The sequence below is a fragment of the Sporosarcina sp. FSL W8-0480 genome, from assembly GCF_037963765.1.
Lineage (GTDB): Bacteria > Bacillota > Bacilli > Bacillales_A > Planococcaceae > Sporosarcina.
Map to the genome: position 1 here is coordinate 611,302 of NZ_CP150166.1, position 18,464 is coordinate 629,765.

The following is an 18,464-nucleotide window of genomic DNA, read 5'->3' on the forward strand; positions in this document are numbered from 1 at the left end:
AGTTGAATCAGCAATGAACCCGTCGAAATAACTTCTCCTCGACTGTGGGAACCCCTCCTCGAACCGTTGTGGCCCATTGCCCCAACATTAAAACGTTACGGGTACTCTCGTAAAAGTACATCCCTTTCAACGACTGCATCATCCCCTTTCAATGAGAATTTCTACAAGATGCATATTGAAAAGTTGGAGCTGCTGAAGCGGGGATGAAAAACGTAGAGCGAGGGAGTCCCTCAATGGGAATATTCGCTTTCAAGCCAAAGTCAGCTGCATTATAGATTCTTTTCCCATTGTGAAAAAGCAGATCGTATCCAACGAACGTATCCATTGGAAATTGCCCATGCACCCGCAACAGGTAAATGAACGTACGATGGCCTGCTTTCATTATTTTTGAAGTCGTAGTGGTGCGAAGTGGAAAAACATTGTCAAGACGATAAATGGCTGAGTCCATCTCAACAGGACGGCCCACTGCCGCGCATTCGGCAACAGATCCCGTACCCACCCGCCGTAAATTTGGCCCTGCCAAAATCCCCGCACTCTCCATGCAAATCACCACCATCATTGACGTTGTTAGTATTAGAATATTCACATCAAAGTACGAGGGTGTGTGCAGAGGGCGATGATACCAAAAGCGGGGACGGAGACTTCCCGCAGAGCGGTGCTGACTTCCCATAGAGCATGCTATACTGAAGTCAAATCATTCAGACAGGGGGAAATCATTGTGAATGAAGCCGAGAAAACAAAGTGGATTGAAAAATTGCCACTCCTCTCAGAAATTGCAGAAAGAAAAGAGGTGTTATGGAGAAATCCAAAGAACGGGGACAGCGCAGCGGGCATTGCCCAATCCGGCATTACAGCAAGTGACGTAGAAGATGCAAGCAATCGTTTGAAACGTTTCGCACCATATATCGAGAAAGTATTTCCCGAAACCACAACTTCAAAAGGGGTCATTGAATCTCCAATAACGCCAATCCCTTCTATGAAACAATCACTTTCAATAAAATACGACACCCAAATCCCTGGGGAATTGCTCTTGAAACAAGATAATTCGCTTCCGATTTCAGGTTCCATCAAAGCACGTGGCGGCATCTATGAAGTGTTAAAACATGCAGAAACACTTGCTGTTGAACACGGACTTATCAAAATGGACGAGGATTATACAAAATTTGCAGAACCGGAATTCCGTAATTTATTCGCAAAACATAAAATAGCTGTCGGATCGACGGGGAATTTAGGGTTAAGCATCGGAATCATGAGTGCAAAGTTAGGGTTCGATGTCACCGTCCATATGTCCGCAGACGCGAAGCAATGGAAGAAGGATCTATTACGTGAAAAAGGGGTAACGGTCGTTGAGTACGCGGATGACTACAGTAAAGCCGTTGAAGAAGGAAGACGTCAGGCCGAAGCCGATCAACTTTGCCATTTTGTAGACGATGAAAATTCACTCGACCTATTCCTTGGATACGCAGTAGCGGGCGAACGCGTCGCGGCACAGTTAAGCGAACAGGGAAGAAAAGTCGACAATGATCATCCGCTCTTCGTCTATCTACCATGCGGAGTGGGCGGGGGACCGGGAGGGGTAGCATTTGGACTAAAGCTCCAATTTGGCGATGCTGTCCATTGTTTCTTCGCTGAACCAACTCATTCCCCTTGCATGACAATCGGCATGATGACAGGTTTGCACGACAAAGTGTCCGTAGCGGACTTCGGTCTAGACAATCAAACCGCGGCGGATGGGCTCGCGGTAGGCACGCCGTCAGGTTTCGTCGGCGAAAGAATCGAACCGTTACTTGAAGGCTGCTACACAATTTCCGATGACACGATGTTCGAGCTCCTAACAATGCTTGCTGACACCGAAGACATTCGTCTCGAACCATCCGCACTCGCAGGAATGACAGGGCCCATCCAAACCATTCGAGGGCAAGTTCCATTTGCAGATTCTTCAACCGCAACTCACCTTGTTTGGGCAACTGGAGGCAGCATGGTGCCTGAGACGGAAATGGAACTGTATTATGGAATTGGCAAGACAATAATCGAAGAATCAGGGAAATAAGCAGAAAAAACGACAGGAAATAATGACAGATTTCCCGGGAAATTGACGAATTTCGGGAAATATTTCGTTTTATTTCACAATTAAAAGAGGAAGAGGTGACAATGTTCGCCTCTTCCTTTACATTATCCGACAGGCTATTTTGGCAATAAACAATAAGAAAACGCCGTGAATCGATGTGATGGGCATTTTCTTATTGCTCATTATCAAATTCAAAGAAGCTTTGTAACATGCTTTTAAAGCCTATGTCTGAGTGGATTTTGTAATATCCTTGCTCAGGAATTCTAACAAACTTATTTTCTTTCATATCGAATAGTCGTTCTTCATTGTGAGGAAACAATAGTGGATATAGTAGGAAATCTTTTACGTTTGCAGTAACCAAAATACTGTCCTCGTCGTAGGCTGTGTATAGAATCCTTGAGTCTGATATACCGCCGTATTCCATTTTGTCCTGGCCAATGTCTGATTTGAAATTAGAACGGACGTATGCAGACAATTCTCTAATTTTGTGTTCGATTTCTATAGATAATCGATTAGGAGAGACTTCCTGACAGAACCCCAAAAGATCCGCTATTTTGCGTTTTTCTTTCTCCGCTAACGTAAATGATTGTACTTTTAGTTCGCGGACAACTTCCTCCGGTACAAGAAGAACAGCCTCTCCGCTTTGAATTTCCCTTAAAGTGCCCTTCCAAAAAGACTTTGCAGAATTTCGTAAGGCATGATCTCCAGTTGGGTTAGTTTTGTATCGAAATACATTTGTATCCAAAGTGTATTGTTTCACGCTCCCATTTCCCCCAGTATCCTACTCTTCATCCTCCAAGTAATCGAGCATTTTTTTTGCAATATTTTCGGATTGTTTCTTAATTCTTCCTCTCTTTTCAATGAACTTCCCCCAATTTGGGTAATTCATGAATTGTTCTGCTTCTATTCTCCATTTCCCGCTACCTTGCAGCGTTTGGTAACTTCGAATTTTACCTTCAGTACAGTGCCTGCGCACCATTTGAGGTGAGATTTCGAGAATCTCAGAGGCTTCACGAACTGTAATGTGATCGGGGATATTATACTTTTTACTAATTATTTCAAAAGCATCTTTTTTTTCTGATTCGGTGAGGACCTGATAAAGTCTCTTTTTTTCCCTAACAAGCTCCTCCTGAAGCATAGTTAGTTTTACAAATTCCTCTGTATTCTGGCTGGTATATTGTTCGTCGCCAGGTTTTTGTAATTTATAGTCCCTAACTGGGTCTGACATATTTTCCATCTACTTCACCTCCGTTTTTATAACTATTCCATGTTAATAAGGAAACAAACGAAACAAAGGAAACTGTTGTATTTAGTGTACACCAGATTAATATAAAAAACACGCTTTCAAACGCATGAATAAATTCTTTTGTTTACTTCAAAAGGAATAGGGAATAGTTGCGGGGAGTAACTTTTATTTGGAGGATGAAAGCATGAGCTCCCCTGTGGAAAATCAATCAAAAATCAAAGCAAATACAGAATATGACTCATTAAAAAGGGTGATCTTATGCCAACCAAGGTTCATGGCGATTGAAGATGTCATTAATGACACCCAAAAGAAATATGCAGACGAAAATATCGACAAAGAATTGGCGATGAAGCAACATAGAGAATTTGAACAGCTGCTCATAGAGCACGGCGTCGAAGTGATCAAACTTCCGTCATCAGAAAAATTTCCCGAGCAGGTCTTCACTCGAGATATCGGTTTCACTGTAGGCGATGAAGTGTTTGTCGCAGAAATGGCGAGCGACATTCGCAAAGGGGAAGAGGAAGTGCTTGAGGAATTCCTTGAGGACGAAGACATCGATTACCAAACGACGACTGATCGGGTCGAAGGCGGGGACGTCATCGTCGATCGCGATAAAGTATATGTCGGCATCAGCAGCCGGACATCCGACCAAGCCGTTCGCAACTTGCAACGGGATTTACCAAATCACGACATTATTCGCGTCCCGTTCAATGAGAAATACTTGCACCTCGACTGTGTATTTAACATATTATCACCCGAAGTCGGCCTCGTATTTCCCGAAGCCCTACCCACGGACATGGTGGAAATGCTATCACAAAAATACAAGCTCATCGAAGTGTCACCCGAAGAGCAATTCACAATGGGCACAAATGTATTGTCAATTGGCGACGGCAAAGTATTTAGCCTCCCACAAAACATAAACGTCAACACTGCAATGCGCGCTAACGGATTCGAAGTCATCGAAGTCGACTTCTCCGAAATCATAAAATCCGGCGGCTCATTCAGATGCTGTTCAATGCCCCTCGAAAGGGAGTAAAACCTCACATGACGTGAGGTTTTTTTATTGGAATGAATACCAAAACCGCATAACTGCCAATACTCACGCATAAAACTCCCCAAAAACGCATAAATCCATTCAAAACCTCATAAATCCGACAAGATACGCATAAATCCTCACAATCACGCATAAACCGCTGCAATCCCGCATAAACTCGCCGCTCCGCAAGCAATCTTCTCTACAAATACAATCCCGCAAGAAAAATCCCCAACGTCTCCTCATAAATCTCATCAAACTGACTAATCGGCAACGGATTAATCCCAGACCCTAACTCGACAGTAAATCCTGGCCGTCTCCAATCCTGAATAAACCAATCTTTGTAGCCCGCATAACTTTCAAGTGTTTGAACCGGCACATATCCGCTAACCCGACTGAATTCATTGACCATCATTCTTGAATAAGGCGGTTCCAATCCTTGATATCCCCAATAAATGACCCTGCCCTGCGTATGGAACGCAAGCACCCACGCAAAATCCCTTTCCTTCGTCAAATCTGCCATTGCAATCGCTTCCGGTTCCGAAAGTGGCCGCTCTCCACCATAATCACGAGGTCCCGGCCTTTTCGGATTACGTGCCCGCTCCAAATCCCAATTTGCCGGAAACTGATCATTCAAATCGACACCGCGAATATTCGCCTTCCATCCCGAGAAATCCGTGCTCCCATTATTCCATTGCACAACCCTCGTTCTCCACGGCTCGATCGCTGGCGGCCCTTGCTGCACAAGTGTGACGCCGTCGGGATTCACCATCGGAACAATAGACAAATTAGATTGTCGGTACAATGAGAACATATCCAAACCGCGAATCGGGGTTTGATTCGTAACAGAAAGCAGATAGTCATTGAGGAAGGTCATGACGACAGGCGTTGTAATCCATTCATTCGCATGGAAGGAAGCATTGTAATGAACCCGTTTCGTACCCGTTCCAATCCGAATCTCAGGAATGCTCTTCCCAAGAACCGAATTTCCGATTGAAGTGTTTAGTAAGAAGGGATACACAGATTGAAGCCTTCTCAAGTCATTCACCATCGTCTCATAGCTATACGTCTGCTTCCCGTTGACAAGCCTCCATGTAATGCGCAATGGGACACGGATCGTCTGCCCGACTCGAAGGCGGTTCGGGTCGAGCATCGGATTCACAAGAAAAATCGCCTCAAGAGGGACATTCCTTCGCTGCGCGATCAACCACAACGAATCTCCCTGAGCAACCTGCACCTCAAACGCCACATATCCCGGAATCCGAATCCGTTGCCCCACCGAAAGAACCTGCGAATTTGCATCACGATTCGAATCTATGATCAATTGAAGCGGCACCCTAAACAACTGGCTATAATACCAGAGCGAATCCCCCGGTCGCACGGTAATGTTCACACCATTCCTCCTTTTTCATAACTCATGCCAGTATATGAGATAAGAATAGGGAAGTAATACTTGGCAAACATTAAGGACAAAAACTATTGTTATCATCAGAGCAGTATCCCATTTTCTCCGCAAGTTGATAAAATCTTTCTTTATATTTATGTAATGAACTTTCAAGTTCTTTTACATGCTTTTCTCTTTCTTCGGTTGTTGAAGCTTTCTTGAAAAGAAGAATCGATAAATTCATTTCGTTTGTAAGGCTATTCATCCCTGTAACGTCATCATCATTGAAGTCCATCGGAAACAAGGCTCCGGATTCAAGAGAATCAACATTAATTTTCTTGAACCTTTCTATATCAACCTGCTCATCTGTTATATATGATTTTTCATATGCCAATATTTGTTCATAACGGACTATCTCCTTACTGGTCCCAGAAAGATAAGTTAAATTATTATAAAAATCAAGATGAATTACCTTATTTTTTAATTCAGAGGAGTAAGCCCATAATAACAAAGAAGTTATGCCTAAAATTGCAACTAAACTCCAACTCACTGTCGTATTTTTCATATTTGTGTCCTTTCAAGAAAGTGGATTCGATACTTTTGTTAACTATAAATAATTGTAAACTTATATACATTGAAAACAAACCATAAAAGTAGAAGAAGATGTGCCAATAAGTTCACGATGATTGATGACTTTTTATAAGATCTTTTTCTGAAATACTTATTAAGAAAGAGCAAAAAAAGAATTTGTATTAATGAAATTGGGATACTAATAACAAGAAAAAGGTTAAACTCCTCTTCCTCAGTTAGCATATATCCTTTACTTTCATCAAGCCTGCTTAGCGAAATGAAAATATAGGATATCTTGATAGAGACCCATATAAAGCAGAAGTTGAAAACCAAAAATAAAAGTCCTGTTGTCTTAGGGAATCTGCTCAAAGTATTGCCTCCTCTACACAAAATTGCTCGGATGTGGTACAGCCTTGTCGAAAGCCGATTTTAGTTATTTTAACACAAAGTATCCTTTCCCCCTATTCAAGTCTATATATATAGTGAGAGGATCAATCATGAACAGGAGGAATGGAGATGGAGAAAGGATGGCTGAAATTGAATAGGGAACTGTAGGACAAGCAGTATGAGGCATTTTAAGAAAAACGGATTTTCTAACAGACGAATTAACAATGAAAGAGTGGCTAATAACCATTGAGAAATATGCGTTTTATCAGGTAAACGGGGACGAGCCAACATACGAGGTAACAGGCAGCCAACAGAGTACTAACAGAGAGGTAACATCTATTAAAGAAAGTAAGAAAGAAAGAAAGATAAGAATAAATACTTTCCTGCGGAAACTGTAAGTGACGGAATTCGAAAAACGGAGGGGCTTGAATTGACGAAAGGACACTTGAAGATGTTGGCGCAAAAGACTCATGATGAATTACTGAAAGAGCAAGAGGTATTGGAAACGTACGACGAGTGCGCTCAATTGAAACATTGGAGTGAATGGAAGCCGCAAGTGGAACTTGTTAGTTACCTCGATGGCAGAATCAGCGGCTTGGTCGAAGCGTACTGCCTGATTGAATACGGGGAAGCAAGCGAAATACAGGTCAGCAAAACCTTGAATGAATGGTTCTGCAGTGAATAATAGTTCAGAGAAGTGGAAGTTTCCCCGCTTCTCTCGATTGAAGACATACTTTCAAAAAATAGGGACTACCCGAAGATAGCCCGCCAATTAGCCTTGTAAAATGCTATTCATCTCAATCGACAGCTCAGAAAAAATAAAAGAATGTAGCGTATGATCCACACCAAACACCCGACGTTTGGTATATCGACAGTCCGAAAGGCCATACACCTCAATCGTATAATTTAACGGGTCGGCAATCCAGTACTCCTTTACTTTCGATCGTTCAAATAACGTGAATTTTTCCCTGCGATCCTTCAGCGCAGTTAAAGGGGACAAAACTTCTACGACCAAATCAGCGGCACCAATCGCTCTGTTTGGATGAAGGTTCTGCTTATTGCAGAAAACAGAAATATCCGGTTGTACGACAGTATACATATCATTTTCATCAAGCTGTACATTATAAGGAGCAACAAATACTGAAGCACTGTTATTTCCAAAATGTGTACGCAAGGCAAAAAACAATTCACCAACAATCCGCCGGTGTGCAGTAGATGGGGCAGGCGTCATATTATACGGAACTCCATCTATCAACTCCCAGCGACCGTCCCTACGTTCTATGTCCGTGATTGTAAAACGTTGCTTTGAATCAATCGGTATCATCTGGATCTCCTCCTATGATTTTCTCCATTATAGCAATAGGATTTTCTTTATGAAATAAAATGAAAAAGGATAGATGCAAGCAGAATAACTCCGCCTACATCTATCCTTTACTAAATATAACTTATCTACACTCAAACATCCGATTCGACAATCTGATCCTTCGAATCATCAAACAAACTTTCATAAGCAACCAACGTCACGCCTAAATCTTTTTCCAAGGCAGTCAAAGCCTTCATCTGCTCATCATTCAACTGTGCAAGTGGTTCGCGGTCTGGCATCAATTAAGATCACTCCCTATAAAATATATAGTTAGCGTATCCAATACGGAACAATTTATGTCTAATATAGATGGGAAGCTTAGACTTAGTGTAATTTCATTCTTCTACATCAATGCCTATCAACCATATTGGAACTTTAAGAATGCTACTGTATTTATTCAAGATATTTTGCATAAGTGAATAGTTTACAATCCCGTCACTTAAATAGTGATTTAGGTTCCCGGTTGGAGTAACATAAATTAATAAATCCAAGTCTGCCAAGTTATCTAAATGAAGAACTTTGAACATGTCATAATAAGCAAGTGACCAATTCCCCAGTTGAATTTCACCAATGACAGTGGGGGATGCTTTTAAATGGGCAATATCAGTTCCAATCATTTTCGTATTGGGCAGGTTTAAGCGATCCGCAATTTCATTCCAATCAGCCCTCTTGTTTAATTCATTTTCCCATTCAATGTGTCCATTATGTACTGGTTTTCTTCCAAAACAATAGTTCCTGAAATTCACAATGTTTTTCTCCTCATCAAAAACTGCAAAATCAAAACCGCCAGTTTGTGGAGAGTCGAATAAGACTCCTTCCCTATATTCGACTTCAAATTTAATTGAATGTATACTTTTGAGGCTATCTTTCAAAGAAGAATTAATGGATCGGGCAGTAACACGTTTAAAGTATTCGATTTTACCTGTTTTCTTTTTGGGTGACTTCGATACTTTATGTTCAATCTTATGCAACTCTTGTGAAAAAGCATGAACAATGTCAGATTTTATATTAGGAAAGCTTTTTAAAAATAATTCTGCATTTCGATGGTATATTTCATCAGCGATAAAAAAACGTGAGCTTTTTCGTTTCTTCCATTCCTTCATATCTGAAGGGTCGATTTTTATCATTAAATTTTACAACCCCTTAAACCTTATTTTCTTATAGTCTCCAATAACCATCTAATCCTGAACTAATCCAGCAATGTATTCACTATCCAACCAAAAAGCCTGTTTAGTAATCTTCCGGCCGTCGGGCAACGAAACCTGATCACTACCATCCCTTGCTTTCGGTCGAATATGGCACAGACCATTAGACTTAGGTTTTGGAAGATTGTTGTTTACAATTACCCTAGTCTTTTGTTGCACAGGTTCAAGTTCGATTCCTTGGCGAATCAAATTTTGTACATGCTTCCAAAAGTCTTTAAGCCGGCCATCAATTTCAGACATAGGCATATTCCACAATGTAATTCCTTCGAAATATAGTTTTCTTTTCGGGTTTTCCTTTTCTGTTTCCCTGTATTTAAAGACGACAAAAAGAAGCTTTGTTTCAGAAAAGTATTCTTTCAGCCAGCTATCTTCCCAATCGTCATTTGCCCATTCGTTGAAGTCGATATTTCTGAACGACATATGCTCTTTCGGAAAACCATTCGGTTCCAATCGAACAGTTTTAAGTTGAATATTTGCTTTAGCAAATTCCTCGACCTGTTCAAGTTTCGTGCCTTTGATACCCAAAAGACTGCTGACAAAAAGTTGAAGGAAACTCTTGGCTTTATGATTAACTTCGATTTCAGTCATAGCCGCTATTTCATCTAACGGTTTTCCTATATACGGTTGAAACTTTTCATTAAGAATTTCAAGTAACGTTTTCTTCTTAAGTTCCGCGGGAGAAGTGATTCGCACAAGGTCTTCCTGAGAAATTATCTTCCGGATTAAGGCTGTCATATAGCTCTGCTTCAGTGAATATGCACGTTGCATTGCTGAAATGCTGTTATATGGCTGTTCCCTCAACGACCCCTTGTTAGCCCCTTTGGTACTTGCGGCCAGGTAATTCGTGTCTGCTTCGGAAAGTTCGTGGGCAAGCCCTGCCTTTATTTTATCGTTGATTAACTGCCAGTCCTGTTTAATAATTTCCAAGTCTTCTTCGGTGTATTTATGTAAATATGACTTGATGATCCTGTAATCGGCTCTTTTTATTTCGGGTAGCCACTCATAGAACATTAAGAGTAACTCCTTATTCTTATTCCAAAAGCTTGATGTATCGAATGTGGTGTTAACCTCATCCATATAATTGATAATATTGAGAACCAATCTTTCTTTAGCTGAAAGTGTACCGTTCTTATTCTTCCTGACGGGGGTCACTTTCAATTCTATGCCCAGATCTGCAAAATCTGCTTCACTTACAGAATTCACTTGATAGCCAAAAAAACTTTCCTCAATTATCTGCCCCAATTGGCCCTTAGATCTTTCGTTTTTTATTCTACCGCTTTGATCGATATCCCCAAATGTACGTCCTTCAGCCTGTCGCGCCTTATACATTAATTCTTCCTCACTTTTATAATGCAAAAGACATTCCTCCTTTCCAGTCGTTACCATTATCCTATCATAAATGAATAAAAAAAAGCCGATACCTAAGTATCAGCTTAAAGTAAATTCCAATTGAACGTCAGTTGGTTCGCTCGCTTTTTCGATTTCCTCGATTCGTTTTCCCATTATTTCAATGAGGTTTACAACCAATGCATTTCCCATACAGAAATATCTCATTCTATCCGACATTCCTGCTGTCCAGTTATCAGGAAACCCATTCAGTCTTTCGCATTCTAAAGGGGTTAAGAATCGTTTTCGACCATTAACTTCAACAATATGGGTGCTACGATTGATTGATCCTTCACTCGTCAACATTGTCCTGCCCGGCTTGTCCAGCTCATCGGTCGGTGACATACCGCCTTCAGAGAACGTATACTTATGGCCATCCGCAGATGTACGCTCAATCTTTTTTGGTCCACGAAGATATTTGAACTTCTCTTCTACCTCAGTCGTGAGGTAGAATTTCTCCTCAACCATGTTTTCGTCAATGAGGATGTCCTTCAGGGGAGTAGGTTTCTTCATTATTGGATCAACATGTGCTGTGTAAATCCCGCCATTCCGCATGATTCCTGCAGTATGGAAGTTTAAAGAATACTCATCTGAGATTTTGACAATATCCTCAGGGAGGAGATCCCTTTCAATCCGGTTCTTGTAAGGTTCCTTTTCGACAGGGAATGACTTGGCGAAGAAGCCCTTTTCAAATACTATATCGTAATCATCCAGTTCCCGCTGACTTTCCTCAAAAGAAATATTGTTTTTATATGCAAATATGAAAACCCTTCTTCTTCTTTGGGCAAAGCCGTATTCAGCCGCGTTTATCACACGCCATTCCACACTGTAGCCCAGGTCACGGAACGTTGCGAGCATGACTGCGAAGTCTCGGCCTCGTTGAGAAGAAGGGGATTTAAGCAATCTATCTACGTTTTCGAGCAAAACATACTTAGGGAGGGTGCTTTTAATTATTCTTTTGATTTCCCAAAATAGCACACCTTTTTTGCCACGGATACCTTGTTCTCCTGACAGGGTGCGTGCTACAGAGTAATCCTGACATGGAAACCCTCCGACTATCATGTCAGGTCCAATTTCTTCGAATGTATCATCAGACACTGTTGCTATATCTTCGTTGCTATGAGTTCCTTTTTGGAAGTTGCGTGCATAACATTCAAAAGCATCTTGGGCTTTACGGGAAGGCTCCCATTGATTACCCCATAAGACATCGAAAAGGCGGGGGTTAGCTTGTTCTAATCCTTGACGAAATCCACCGACGCCAGCGAATAATTCAATTACCTTTAGACTGTTGCTGTCAGACATTTTCGAACACCCTTTCGGTCATTTTCTCTATTATAACCTATTTCGACAAAAAGATCAAGATCAAAGTTTAGAATTAGGACTTATTTTTTGCTTTTATATTGAAGTTTTACTTCATTCACAAAATCCATCGTTTCATCCGCTGCCTTTTCGATGTCCTCCCGTATTTCATGTTCCCACACTCTTTTGACATGCCAATCTATCTCCGAGTAATACTTTGATATCTCTGTATCCCTCTCCAGGTTGCGTTTAAATTTCTTATCCCAAAATTCCTCGTTGCTTTTGGGACGCTTGAAATGCTCAGGACATACGTGCCAGAAACACGAATCAACGAAGATTACAATCTTGTACCTATTTATTGCGATATCGGGTGTTCCTTTTAAAGATCTGACATTACGGCGGAAACGAAGACCTCTTCTCCATAGTGCACTTGCAAACATATTCTCCAACTTGGACTTGGCCTTTATCTTGCTCATCGTTTTGCTGCGTTGCTCTTTGGACATGATGTCAGCCATGATTTTCATCCTTTTTAATATAGGATTCCCGGTTTAGGAGGGGGCAAACAATAAGATTCATTTTAGATGCTGCTGCAAAGTGCAAGGAATAATATGACTGAAGTGTCCTAATGAATAATAGAATAGAAGCCGATAGGTACTAATATACTGTTATAATAAAATTGGACTAATTAGTAATATTTAAGTGAATGTAAAATGCAATATGAACTGTTAGGGGGAACTGTATATGAAATCTTTTTGGAACTTTCCAGCAGCCTCGGGTGGATTAATTAATTCAATAAACAATGCCGGTATAGAAACGTTTCGTGGTAATGAGCTTGACTCATTAACACGTGAGATATGTCAAAATTCTTTGGATGCGGTAAAGGATGAAACTCAACCAGTTATTATTGAATTCAAGTCCTTTGATATTCCGGCGACTAAATTTCCGAAACAGCGTGAGTTAGTAGATGTCTATAAAAAATGTGAGCGAACATGGAGCGGGAAAAACGATAAAAGTGAACAATTTATCAAGCAAGCACAAATAATTATGCAACATCCTACAATTCAATTTTTGCGAATTAGTGATTTCAATACTAAGGGATTGGAAGGAGCAAGAACTGGTGAACTGGGATCACCATGGAGTTCATTAATCCGCGAGGCGGGTTCGTCAAACAAAAGTGATAGTTCTGGTGGTAGTTTTGGTATTGGTAAGTCTGCACCGTTCGCTAATTCAAAGTTGCGTACACTTTTCTATGAATCATTAGATCAGACAAACTACAAATCACATATTGGTGTAGCAAATATTATGTCGTTTGAGAAGGAACCTGGATTAACGACTGTAGGTTCCGGCTATTACACAGACGACGAAAGTTCCAAAGCGATTTCAGGTTTCTTGAATTTAGACTCGAGTTTTGAACGAACTGAGACAGGAACGGATATTTATATTGCAGGATTTAAACCGAAGCCTAATTGGGTAAATGCGATTCGAAATTCAGTAATATATAATTTCTTTATAACAATTCATCAAAAAAAATTGATTGTAAGAATTGAGGACGAGGTAATTTCTCATGAGAATTTGGGAAAGTTAATTCAGTCACTTGATGAGACAAAGGAAGAATATCGTCATGTGAAATCCTATTATGAAGTCCTCATATCAGATAAGGCATTAAGTATTCCATCTCCTAAAAGGATGTACAAAACTATAGGGACATTCGAAGAAGGAGAAGCAACCCTTTACATTATGAAAGGTGATGATCTGAATCGACGTGTACTAATGACTAGAAAAGCAGGAATGCGTCTTTTCGAACAAAACCGAATTAGTGGAAGCATATCATTTACAGGAATATTAATTATTACCGGTAGACATATGAACCAGGTATTTAAGCAAATGGAAAATCCGGCACATACGTTATGGGAGCCGAACCGATATGAACCGAGTCCGAAAGATGCCGAACGTGCTTTCAGTGACCTAAGGAAGTTTGTGCGTGAGACCGTACAGAAAACGTTTCAAGTTGAAACTACAGACACAATGGATGCAATCGGATTAAGCGACTTCTTACCAGATTCTCCTATCTTAGGAGAAGGTCAAGAGAAGCGTGAATCACTTACTATGAAAATTAAAGAGATAAAACAAAAGAAAAAAGCCAAGCAAACGAAGAAACCAAAGAAGAGGAAAAGTGGAGAGAGTTATTTAGATGATTTAGTAGCTGCAGGACTTTCTCCTGAAGGTGAAGAATCAGGGCACTCACCGGAAGTGAAAGAAGAAGGCACAGGTAAAGGTGGAGGGTCTGGAAATAAAAATGGTCAGCAAGGAAGTGCGGAAGAAGGAACAGGCACTGAAAAAGAAGGAAATGAAAAGAAAGAAAAGAATAGACCGATTGAAATAGAAACACGTTACATCTGTGTAAATAAAGAAGAAGGTTTATATCTGGTTAGTGTTAAGCCGAAGAAAAAATTCGAGAAAGGTAGGCTTGAATTTAAAGTGTTAGGGGAGCAAGGTGAGTTCAAGCTACCAGTTAAAGATATTCAATCATCTCAAATTGATAACGTTACTATCTCGGGCAATATGGTCCGATTCAAAAATAACGTTGGTAAAGAGGACATCTATGTAAATGTTAAGGTTGATTATGAACATTACTGTGTACTGGAGGTGGATTTATATGAGGTTTAACAGCAGCCTTCCATACCCAGTACTCAATAAGGAAAATGATAATTATCAATCCTCAAAATTCGAAGTGGAGTTAAAAGCTGAAAAGTCATTCGGCCAAGTGAGTCTTGAAATGTTCTGCACTTTGGAAAACGAAGGTATTGAAAGATTGATAGCAGAGGGAAAAGCTTTATATGTAATGCATATTGAATGTCCGCAAACGAGTTTCCGTTCAATTGTTAAATCGAGTTTGCCGAACATCTCAACAAAAATTAGTGATCATCAATTGAGAGGGAAAATGGAGGTTCGTCCGTTTGTGGTAGCAGCTGCTACTATCAATAACTATACGAATGTTCAGCTGAATGATTTTTATCGTGAATTACCATTGACCTTTGAAAAGGGAAACATGTTGGCAACAGCAGATGCGATAGAAATTATTCTACACGAAGAGGACACAGAAACACAAAATTTGCCATCAATAATTACAGTTCGTCGTGTTGAGAAGTCAGAGTACATGAGTATTCAAATGAGTTCTGATCAAATTTTGATAGAGCTGCCGAAAGAAATATATGACAAGTATGCGGAATATGCAGGTTCGAGATTAAAAGATACGATTTTAGCCACGGTATTCACACCATGTTTGGTAGATGTCTTTCACACATTGAAAGAAGATAATACAGGTTACGAAGACTATAAGTGGTACCAAGTTCTTGAGCAAATATTTGATAATAACAATATACCGTTTACACAAGTGTTAGATGGAACCGTGCCTGTTATCCAGGCGGTGCAACTTGTCCTAAGAAATCCTCTCGGAAAATCGTTTAAAGAAATTGAGAAACTTATCAAAGAGGAGGATTAGTTGATGAAAATAAAGTTTCTATCTGAAAACACTTTACAAGACTTACGCGTCAATTTTGATGCTTATAAGGAACATTACTATATTAAGGAAAGTGAATGGTTCGATAGTTATTTTTCAAAAGAAGGTGCGACCTATGATTCGAATATTGACTATAAGCAACCAATATTTAATTTTGACAGCGACTATTTAGTGAGTGACTTCGAAAATGTAAAGATAGTGTATGAAGCCTTAAAACATTTGACTGTGGCAGAAGCTACACATGAGCGATTATGGGCTGGCTTAGCACATATGCAAATGCGGGAATTTACCTATTACCGCTTATCGACGGATTTGGAAAAGAAAAACGATAAGCGTATACAGTCTGCACTCTTCTTCACCCATGGTGCAAAACGATCATTGTATGTTCATCTGTTGGCACGACTGTGGTGGGTAGGCTATATGACATACGATGAAGCAAATAAAGAGGATCCGTATTGGCTAACCGAGTTTTTCTCATCGGCTGACTTTTCGGCAAGATGTGTTGTCTTTTTCTCTAGTAACTTCACATCGAATCCCAATATCACTAAAGGTGTTTTACGCGCTCTTATAGCATTTAAAAACGAAGGGTTACAAATCAAACGTGAACACTTTGTAGAGGCGAACAGGTACCTTAACATCTTAGGCGGAGCGATGATTCTCGATATGCTCGAGGAAGATGAAGTGGAAGAGATTGTAACGGCAAGGATTAGAAAAGTTTATAATCTTGATAGAGTAGCTGTCATGATTTGAGGAAATATTCAAGGTGGAATTAAAAGCGGAGCCCAGTCATTCCAGGGGCTCTGCTTTTCTCATAAGAAGGAGATTCCCTATTCAATCTGGAAGATAGTTAACAAGGAAGAGGGAATGGAGGAGCGATTATGTTCATCGTCAACACAGAGGCGGCCATCTACAGGGAAGGCCGATATTTACTCTGCAAACGCAGCGAAAAAGAAGACCACGCGCCAGGTGGAATAGCACTAATCGGCGGAAAAGTGGAAATGGAAGAAGTACCATCCGACATTTTAGAACGCACCATTGCACGGGAAGTAGCGGAAGAAGTAGGTCTTGTCATCGAAGGTCAACCGCGTTATGTGCATAGTACAAGCTTTTTGACGGACCAAGGGGAGCCGGTGGTGAATGTCATTTTCTTATGTGAGGAATTCAGTGGTGAGCCGTATGCGGTGAGTGCTGATGAGGTGGCGGCTTTGTATTGGATGACGCCTGAAGAGGTGTACGAGCAACCCGATGCCAGGAGTTTTTGAAAGATTATATTCGTATGGCGGAAAATGTTCGAGGTAAGGGGATTCCGGTTTAATTGAGTGAAAGGCCTGGTATCTTAAATTTAATTTCAATAAAAATTCTCATCCGAATGAGCTGAATCCATCACTCATTCGGTTTTTTGTGTTGGTATGAACTCCTGGCCACCTGTAAGCACTAAGCTGTAAAGCATCTAACGTCTCCGTGATTCCCGGGCATAGCGAGATAATCCTTCTCGGCGGAACGGAATAGGTTTGTATGAAATAAATGGCCTTGTGAAGATATTCACAAACATGACAAAGCTTCGTGTCTACTTTGTGAAAACATTCACAAATGAGTTGTTCGCCCTATTCTTCCGCGTTATAGTAAGAGTAACAAAAGGCTATAACCCAATAAAACATCACATAGGAGGAATTGACATGAAACAAATATTTGAAAATAAAATAGTTGCTGCATTGCTCACGGTATTCCGCGTTTGGTTAGGTGTTCAGTGGTTGAAAGCCGGTTTTGGAAAAGTATCGACAGGGTTTGATGCAAGTGGATTTATACAGGGAGCCATCGCGAAATCGCAAGGAGAAAATGCAGTTGTACAAGGATGGTATGCTTCGTTTCTTGAAACCGTAGCCCTTCCGAACTCTGGACTATTTAGCTTCCTTGTTGCATGGGGAGAATTACTTGTTGGATTAGGCCTCATTTTAGGTGCATTAACGATACCGGCTTTGGTAGCTGGCGGCTTTATGAATTTGAATTTCCTTTGGGCAGGAACAATCAGTGTTAATCCTACTTTGTTGCTCGTCACCGTACTTCTTTTAGTCATGGCGAAAAGTGCGGCTTACTTTGGCATCGATCGTCTCCTCATTCCGACAATCAAAAAAGATGTCGAAAAGAGACGTTTGGATCCTGCAATTGGTACAAGTGCCGGATAACTGTATAGAATTTGAAAAGCTTGTTATGTCTCAATAGACATAACAAGCTTTTTTTTCTACATTTATATTTCTCTGTTCAATACGATGGCTTGTCCGAATTGTTCGGTGATAATACTTTCAATGCGAACATATGTGTGGTAAAATTAAAAACAATAGCATAGGTATCCCCAAGATGATCGGTCATTTCCCGTGAAGGGAGGTGGTCGATGTGACTGAATTTGAAGCACTAATGCTCGTTTTTACATTCGCAGCATTAATCGTAGCTCTTTTGTCATTCAAAAACGAAAAAAAATAATCCATCCTTGAGTTAGAGGCTCATTTAGGATGGATTATTTTCCACTAATAACTGCCGATCCCCTTGGGGAACTATTGCTATTATTGACCGTTCAATGTTCGAGCATCGGACGGTCTTTTTTACTATATGTGCTAATACCTTTAGTATACATAAATCATAGTTTTTATTCAACTTGCGTGAAGTTTATTGCTGAATTTTAAAGTGTAAGAATTTCCGTTGATTGAAGCGTAAGGCGGCGACTCCTGCCAAAGCCGTTACGTAGGACGGCTTTTGCGAACAAAAGCGAAGCGTTGAGAGCAGGGAATATAAGCGGATGCCTTAATTTCTGCAAAAACCGCAGAAATACGGCAAATCGAACTCTTCGTGGTTCGATTGGCTCAAGCCATGCCCCCGGAAAGCGTCCGCCTGAAGCGCAAATCAACAGTGCAACCTATCATATTATTAAATGCCGTCACAGAAAGCCAGTTTTTGCGCTTGCCCGGAAATCATTGCAGTACGAACGCATTTTCGCTATAATGGGAACAC

19 protein-coding genes are annotated in these 18,464 nt (G+C 40.6%); 8 read left to right on the forward strand and 11 right to left on the reverse strand.

Annotation, left to right across the window (positions count from 1 at the left end):
- Window positions 1-148: 148 nt before the first annotated feature.
- Entirely contained in the window at window positions 149-541 is a 393-nt protein-coding gene (locus NSQ43_RS03140) for a hypothetical protein (RefSeq protein WP_339252929.1), read from the reverse strand.
- A gap of 177 nt (window positions 542-718) precedes the next feature.
- Here NSQ43_RS03140 and NSQ43_RS03145 point away from each other — a divergent pair, with 177 nt between their 5' ends.
- Window positions 719-2,050 carry a D-serine ammonia-lyase gene (locus NSQ43_RS03145; RefSeq protein WP_339252931.1) on the forward strand — a complete coding sequence of 444 codons (1,332 nt, stop codon included), beginning with the start codon at window positions 719-721 and terminating at the stop codon, window positions 2,048-2,050.
- Window positions 2,051-2,240: 190 nt separating this feature from the next.
- On the opposite strand, the gene NSQ43_RS03150 is transcribed toward NSQ43_RS03145, so the two are convergent.
- Both NSQ43_RS03150 and NSQ43_RS03155 read right to left on the reverse strand, forming a co-directional pair.
- Complete coding sequence (locus NSQ43_RS03150) at window positions 2,241-2,828, reverse strand: DUF4411 domain-containing protein (protein ID WP_339252933.1); 588 nt, start codon at window positions 2,826-2,828, stop codon at window positions 2,241-2,243.
- 21 nt (window positions 2,829-2,849) lie between these two features.
- Window positions 2,850-3,305, reverse strand: a complete 456-nt coding sequence (locus NSQ43_RS03155; protein ID WP_339252934.1) for a helix-turn-helix domain-containing protein — start codon at window positions 3,303-3,305, stop codon at window positions 2,850-2,852.
- A 193-nt stretch (window positions 3,306-3,498) separates the two neighbouring features.
- On the opposite strand from NSQ43_RS03155, the gene NSQ43_RS03160 reads away from it, so the two are divergent.
- The gene (locus NSQ43_RS03160; protein WP_339252936.1) at window positions 3,499-4,350 is read left to right on the forward strand and encodes an arginine deiminase family protein; all 852 of its coding nucleotides are present in this window, start codon (window positions 3,499-3,501) and stop codon (window positions 4,348-4,350) included.
- Between the two features lie 199 nt (window positions 4,351-4,549).
- On the opposite strand, the gene NSQ43_RS03165 is transcribed toward NSQ43_RS03160, so the two are convergent.
- Together NSQ43_RS03165 and NSQ43_RS03170 are read right to left on the reverse strand one after the other, a co-directional pair.
- Window positions 4,550-5,740, reverse strand: a complete 1,191-nt coding sequence (locus NSQ43_RS03165; RefSeq protein ID WP_339252938.1) for a M14 family metallopeptidase — start codon at window positions 5,738-5,740, stop codon at window positions 4,550-4,552.
- A 70-nt stretch (window positions 5,741-5,810) separates the two neighbouring features.
- Window positions 5,811-6,296: a hypothetical protein gene (locus NSQ43_RS03170; protein WP_339252940.1), complete on the reverse strand. Its 486-nt coding sequence runs from the start codon at window positions 6,294-6,296 to the stop codon at window positions 5,811-5,813.
- 822 nt (window positions 6,297-7,118) lie between these two features.
- Here NSQ43_RS03170 and NSQ43_RS03175 point away from each other — a divergent pair.
- The gene (locus NSQ43_RS03175) at window positions 7,119-7,373 is read left to right on the forward strand and encodes a hypothetical protein (RefSeq protein WP_339252942.1); all 255 of its coding nucleotides are present in this window, start codon (window positions 7,119-7,121) and stop codon (window positions 7,371-7,373) included.
- Window positions 7,374-7,460: 87 nt separating this feature from the next.
- On the opposite strand, the gene NSQ43_RS03180 is transcribed toward NSQ43_RS03175, so the two are convergent.
- From NSQ43_RS03180 to NSQ43_RS03205, 6 genes are all read right to left on the reverse strand, one after another.
- Window positions 7,461-8,012, reverse strand: coding sequence for a Uma2 family endonuclease (locus tag NSQ43_RS03180; protein ID WP_339252944.1), 552 nt, complete (start codon window positions 8,010-8,012; stop codon window positions 7,461-7,463).
- A gap of 131 nt (window positions 8,013-8,143) precedes the next feature.
- Window positions 8,144-8,290: a hypothetical protein gene (locus tag NSQ43_RS03185; RefSeq protein ID WP_339252946.1), complete on the reverse strand. Its 147-nt coding sequence runs from the start codon at window positions 8,288-8,290 to the stop codon at window positions 8,144-8,146.
- Window positions 8,291-8,386: 96 nt separating this feature from the next.
- Window positions 8,387-9,178, reverse strand: coding sequence for a BglII/BstYI family type II restriction endonuclease (locus NSQ43_RS03190; protein ID WP_339252948.1), 792 nt, complete (start codon window positions 9,176-9,178; stop codon window positions 8,387-8,389).
- Window positions 9,179-9,229: 51 nt separating this feature from the next.
- The gene (locus NSQ43_RS03195) at window positions 9,230-10,612 is read right to left on the reverse strand and encodes a Sau3AI family type II restriction endonuclease (protein ID WP_339252950.1); all 1,383 of its coding nucleotides are present in this window, start codon (window positions 10,610-10,612) and stop codon (window positions 9,230-9,232) included.
- A gap of 72 nt (window positions 10,613-10,684) precedes the next feature.
- Window positions 10,685-11,944: a DNA (cytosine-5-)-methyltransferase gene (gene dcm / locus NSQ43_RS03200; RefSeq protein ID WP_339252952.1), complete on the reverse strand. Its 1,260-nt coding sequence runs from the start codon at window positions 11,942-11,944 to the stop codon at window positions 10,685-10,687.
- An 80-nt stretch (window positions 11,945-12,024) separates the two neighbouring features.
- Complete coding sequence (locus NSQ43_RS03205; protein ID WP_339252954.1) at window positions 12,025-12,456, reverse strand: very short patch repair endonuclease; 432 nt, start codon at window positions 12,454-12,456, stop codon at window positions 12,025-12,027.
- Window positions 12,457-12,682: 226 nt separating this feature from the next.
- Between NSQ43_RS03205 and NSQ43_RS03210 the strand changes: the two genes are divergently transcribed.
- From NSQ43_RS03210 to NSQ43_RS03230, 5 genes are all read left to right on the forward strand, one after another.
- Window positions 12,683-14,608: a hypothetical protein gene (locus NSQ43_RS03210; RefSeq protein ID WP_339252956.1), complete on the forward strand. Its 1,926-nt coding sequence runs from the start codon at window positions 12,683-12,685 to the stop codon at window positions 14,606-14,608.
- Window positions 14,598-15,443: a hypothetical protein gene (locus NSQ43_RS03215; RefSeq protein WP_339252958.1), complete on the forward strand. Its 846-nt coding sequence runs from the start codon at window positions 14,598-14,600 to the stop codon at window positions 15,441-15,443. Before NSQ43_RS03210 ends, NSQ43_RS03215 begins: the two co-directional genes overlap by 11 nt.
- 3 nt (window positions 15,444-15,446) lie before the next feature.
- Window positions 15,447-16,211 (forward strand): DUF6339 family protein, encoded by a 765-nt coding sequence (locus NSQ43_RS03220; RefSeq protein ID WP_339252960.1) that lies wholly within the window; start codon window positions 15,447-15,449, stop codon window positions 16,209-16,211.
- A 128-nt stretch (window positions 16,212-16,339) separates the two neighbouring features.
- Window positions 16,340-16,723 (forward strand): NUDIX domain-containing protein, encoded by a 384-nt coding sequence (locus NSQ43_RS03225; RefSeq protein ID WP_339252962.1) that lies wholly within the window; start codon window positions 16,340-16,342, stop codon window positions 16,721-16,723.
- Between the two features lie 414 nt (window positions 16,724-17,137).
- On the forward strand, window positions 17,138-17,644 hold the full coding sequence (locus tag NSQ43_RS03230) for a DoxX family membrane protein (RefSeq protein WP_339252964.1): 507 nt from the start codon (window positions 17,138-17,140) through the stop codon (window positions 17,642-17,644).
- Window positions 17,645-18,464 lie beyond the last annotated feature (820 nt).

What these genes read in the sequence shown, in the direction of transcription:
- NSQ43_RS03185 (WP_339252946.1), bottom strand. Translation starts at nt 8,290, where the DNA reads ATGCCAGACCGCGAACCACTTGCACAGTTGAATGATGAGCAGATGAAG.
- NSQ43_RS03155 (WP_339252934.1), bottom strand. Translation starts at nt 3,305, where the DNA reads ATGGAAAATATGTCAGACCCAGTTAGGGACTATAAATTACAAAAACCT.
- NSQ43_RS03230 (WP_339252964.1), top strand. Translation starts at nt 17,138, where the DNA reads ATGAAACAAATATTTGAAAATAAAATAGTTGCTGCATTGCTCACGGTA.
- NSQ43_RS03215 (WP_339252958.1), top strand. Translation starts at nt 14,598, where the DNA reads ATGAGGTTTAACAGCAGCCTTCCATACCCAGTACTCAATAAGGAAAAT.
- NSQ43_RS03170 (WP_339252940.1), bottom strand. Translation starts at nt 6,296, where the DNA reads ATGAAAAATACGACAGTGAGTTGGAGTTTAGTTGCAATTTTAGGCATA.
- NSQ43_RS03140 (WP_339252929.1), bottom strand. Translation starts at nt 541, where the DNA reads ATGGAGAGTGCGGGGATTTTGGCAGGGCCAAATTTACGGCGGGTGGGT.
- NSQ43_RS03160 (WP_339252936.1), top strand. Translation starts at nt 3,499, where the DNA reads ATGAGCTCCCCTGTGGAAAATCAATCAAAAATCAAAGCAAATACAGAA.
- NSQ43_RS03220 (WP_339252960.1), top strand. Translation starts at nt 15,447, where the DNA reads ATGAAAATAAAGTTTCTATCTGAAAACACTTTACAAGACTTACGCGTC.
- NSQ43_RS03190 (WP_339252948.1), bottom strand. Translation starts at nt 9,178, where the DNA reads ATGATAAAAATCGACCCTTCAGATATGAAGGAATGGAAGAAACGAAAA.
- NSQ43_RS03225 (WP_339252962.1), top strand. Translation starts at nt 16,340, where the DNA reads ATGTTCATCGTCAACACAGAGGCGGCCATCTACAGGGAAGGCCGATAT.
- NSQ43_RS03205 (WP_339252954.1), bottom strand. Translation starts at nt 12,456, where the DNA reads ATGGCTGACATCATGTCCAAAGAGCAACGCAGCAAAACGATGAGCAAG.
- dcm (WP_339252952.1), bottom strand. Translation starts at nt 11,944, where the DNA reads ATGTCTGACAGCAACAGTCTAAAGGTAATTGAATTATTCGCTGGCGTC.
- NSQ43_RS03180 (WP_339252944.1), bottom strand. Translation starts at nt 8,012, where the DNA reads ATGATACCGATTGATTCAAAGCAACGTTTTACAATCACGGACATAGAA.
- NSQ43_RS03210 (WP_339252956.1), top strand. Translation starts at nt 12,683, where the DNA reads ATGAAATCTTTTTGGAACTTTCCAGCAGCCTCGGGTGGATTAATTAAT.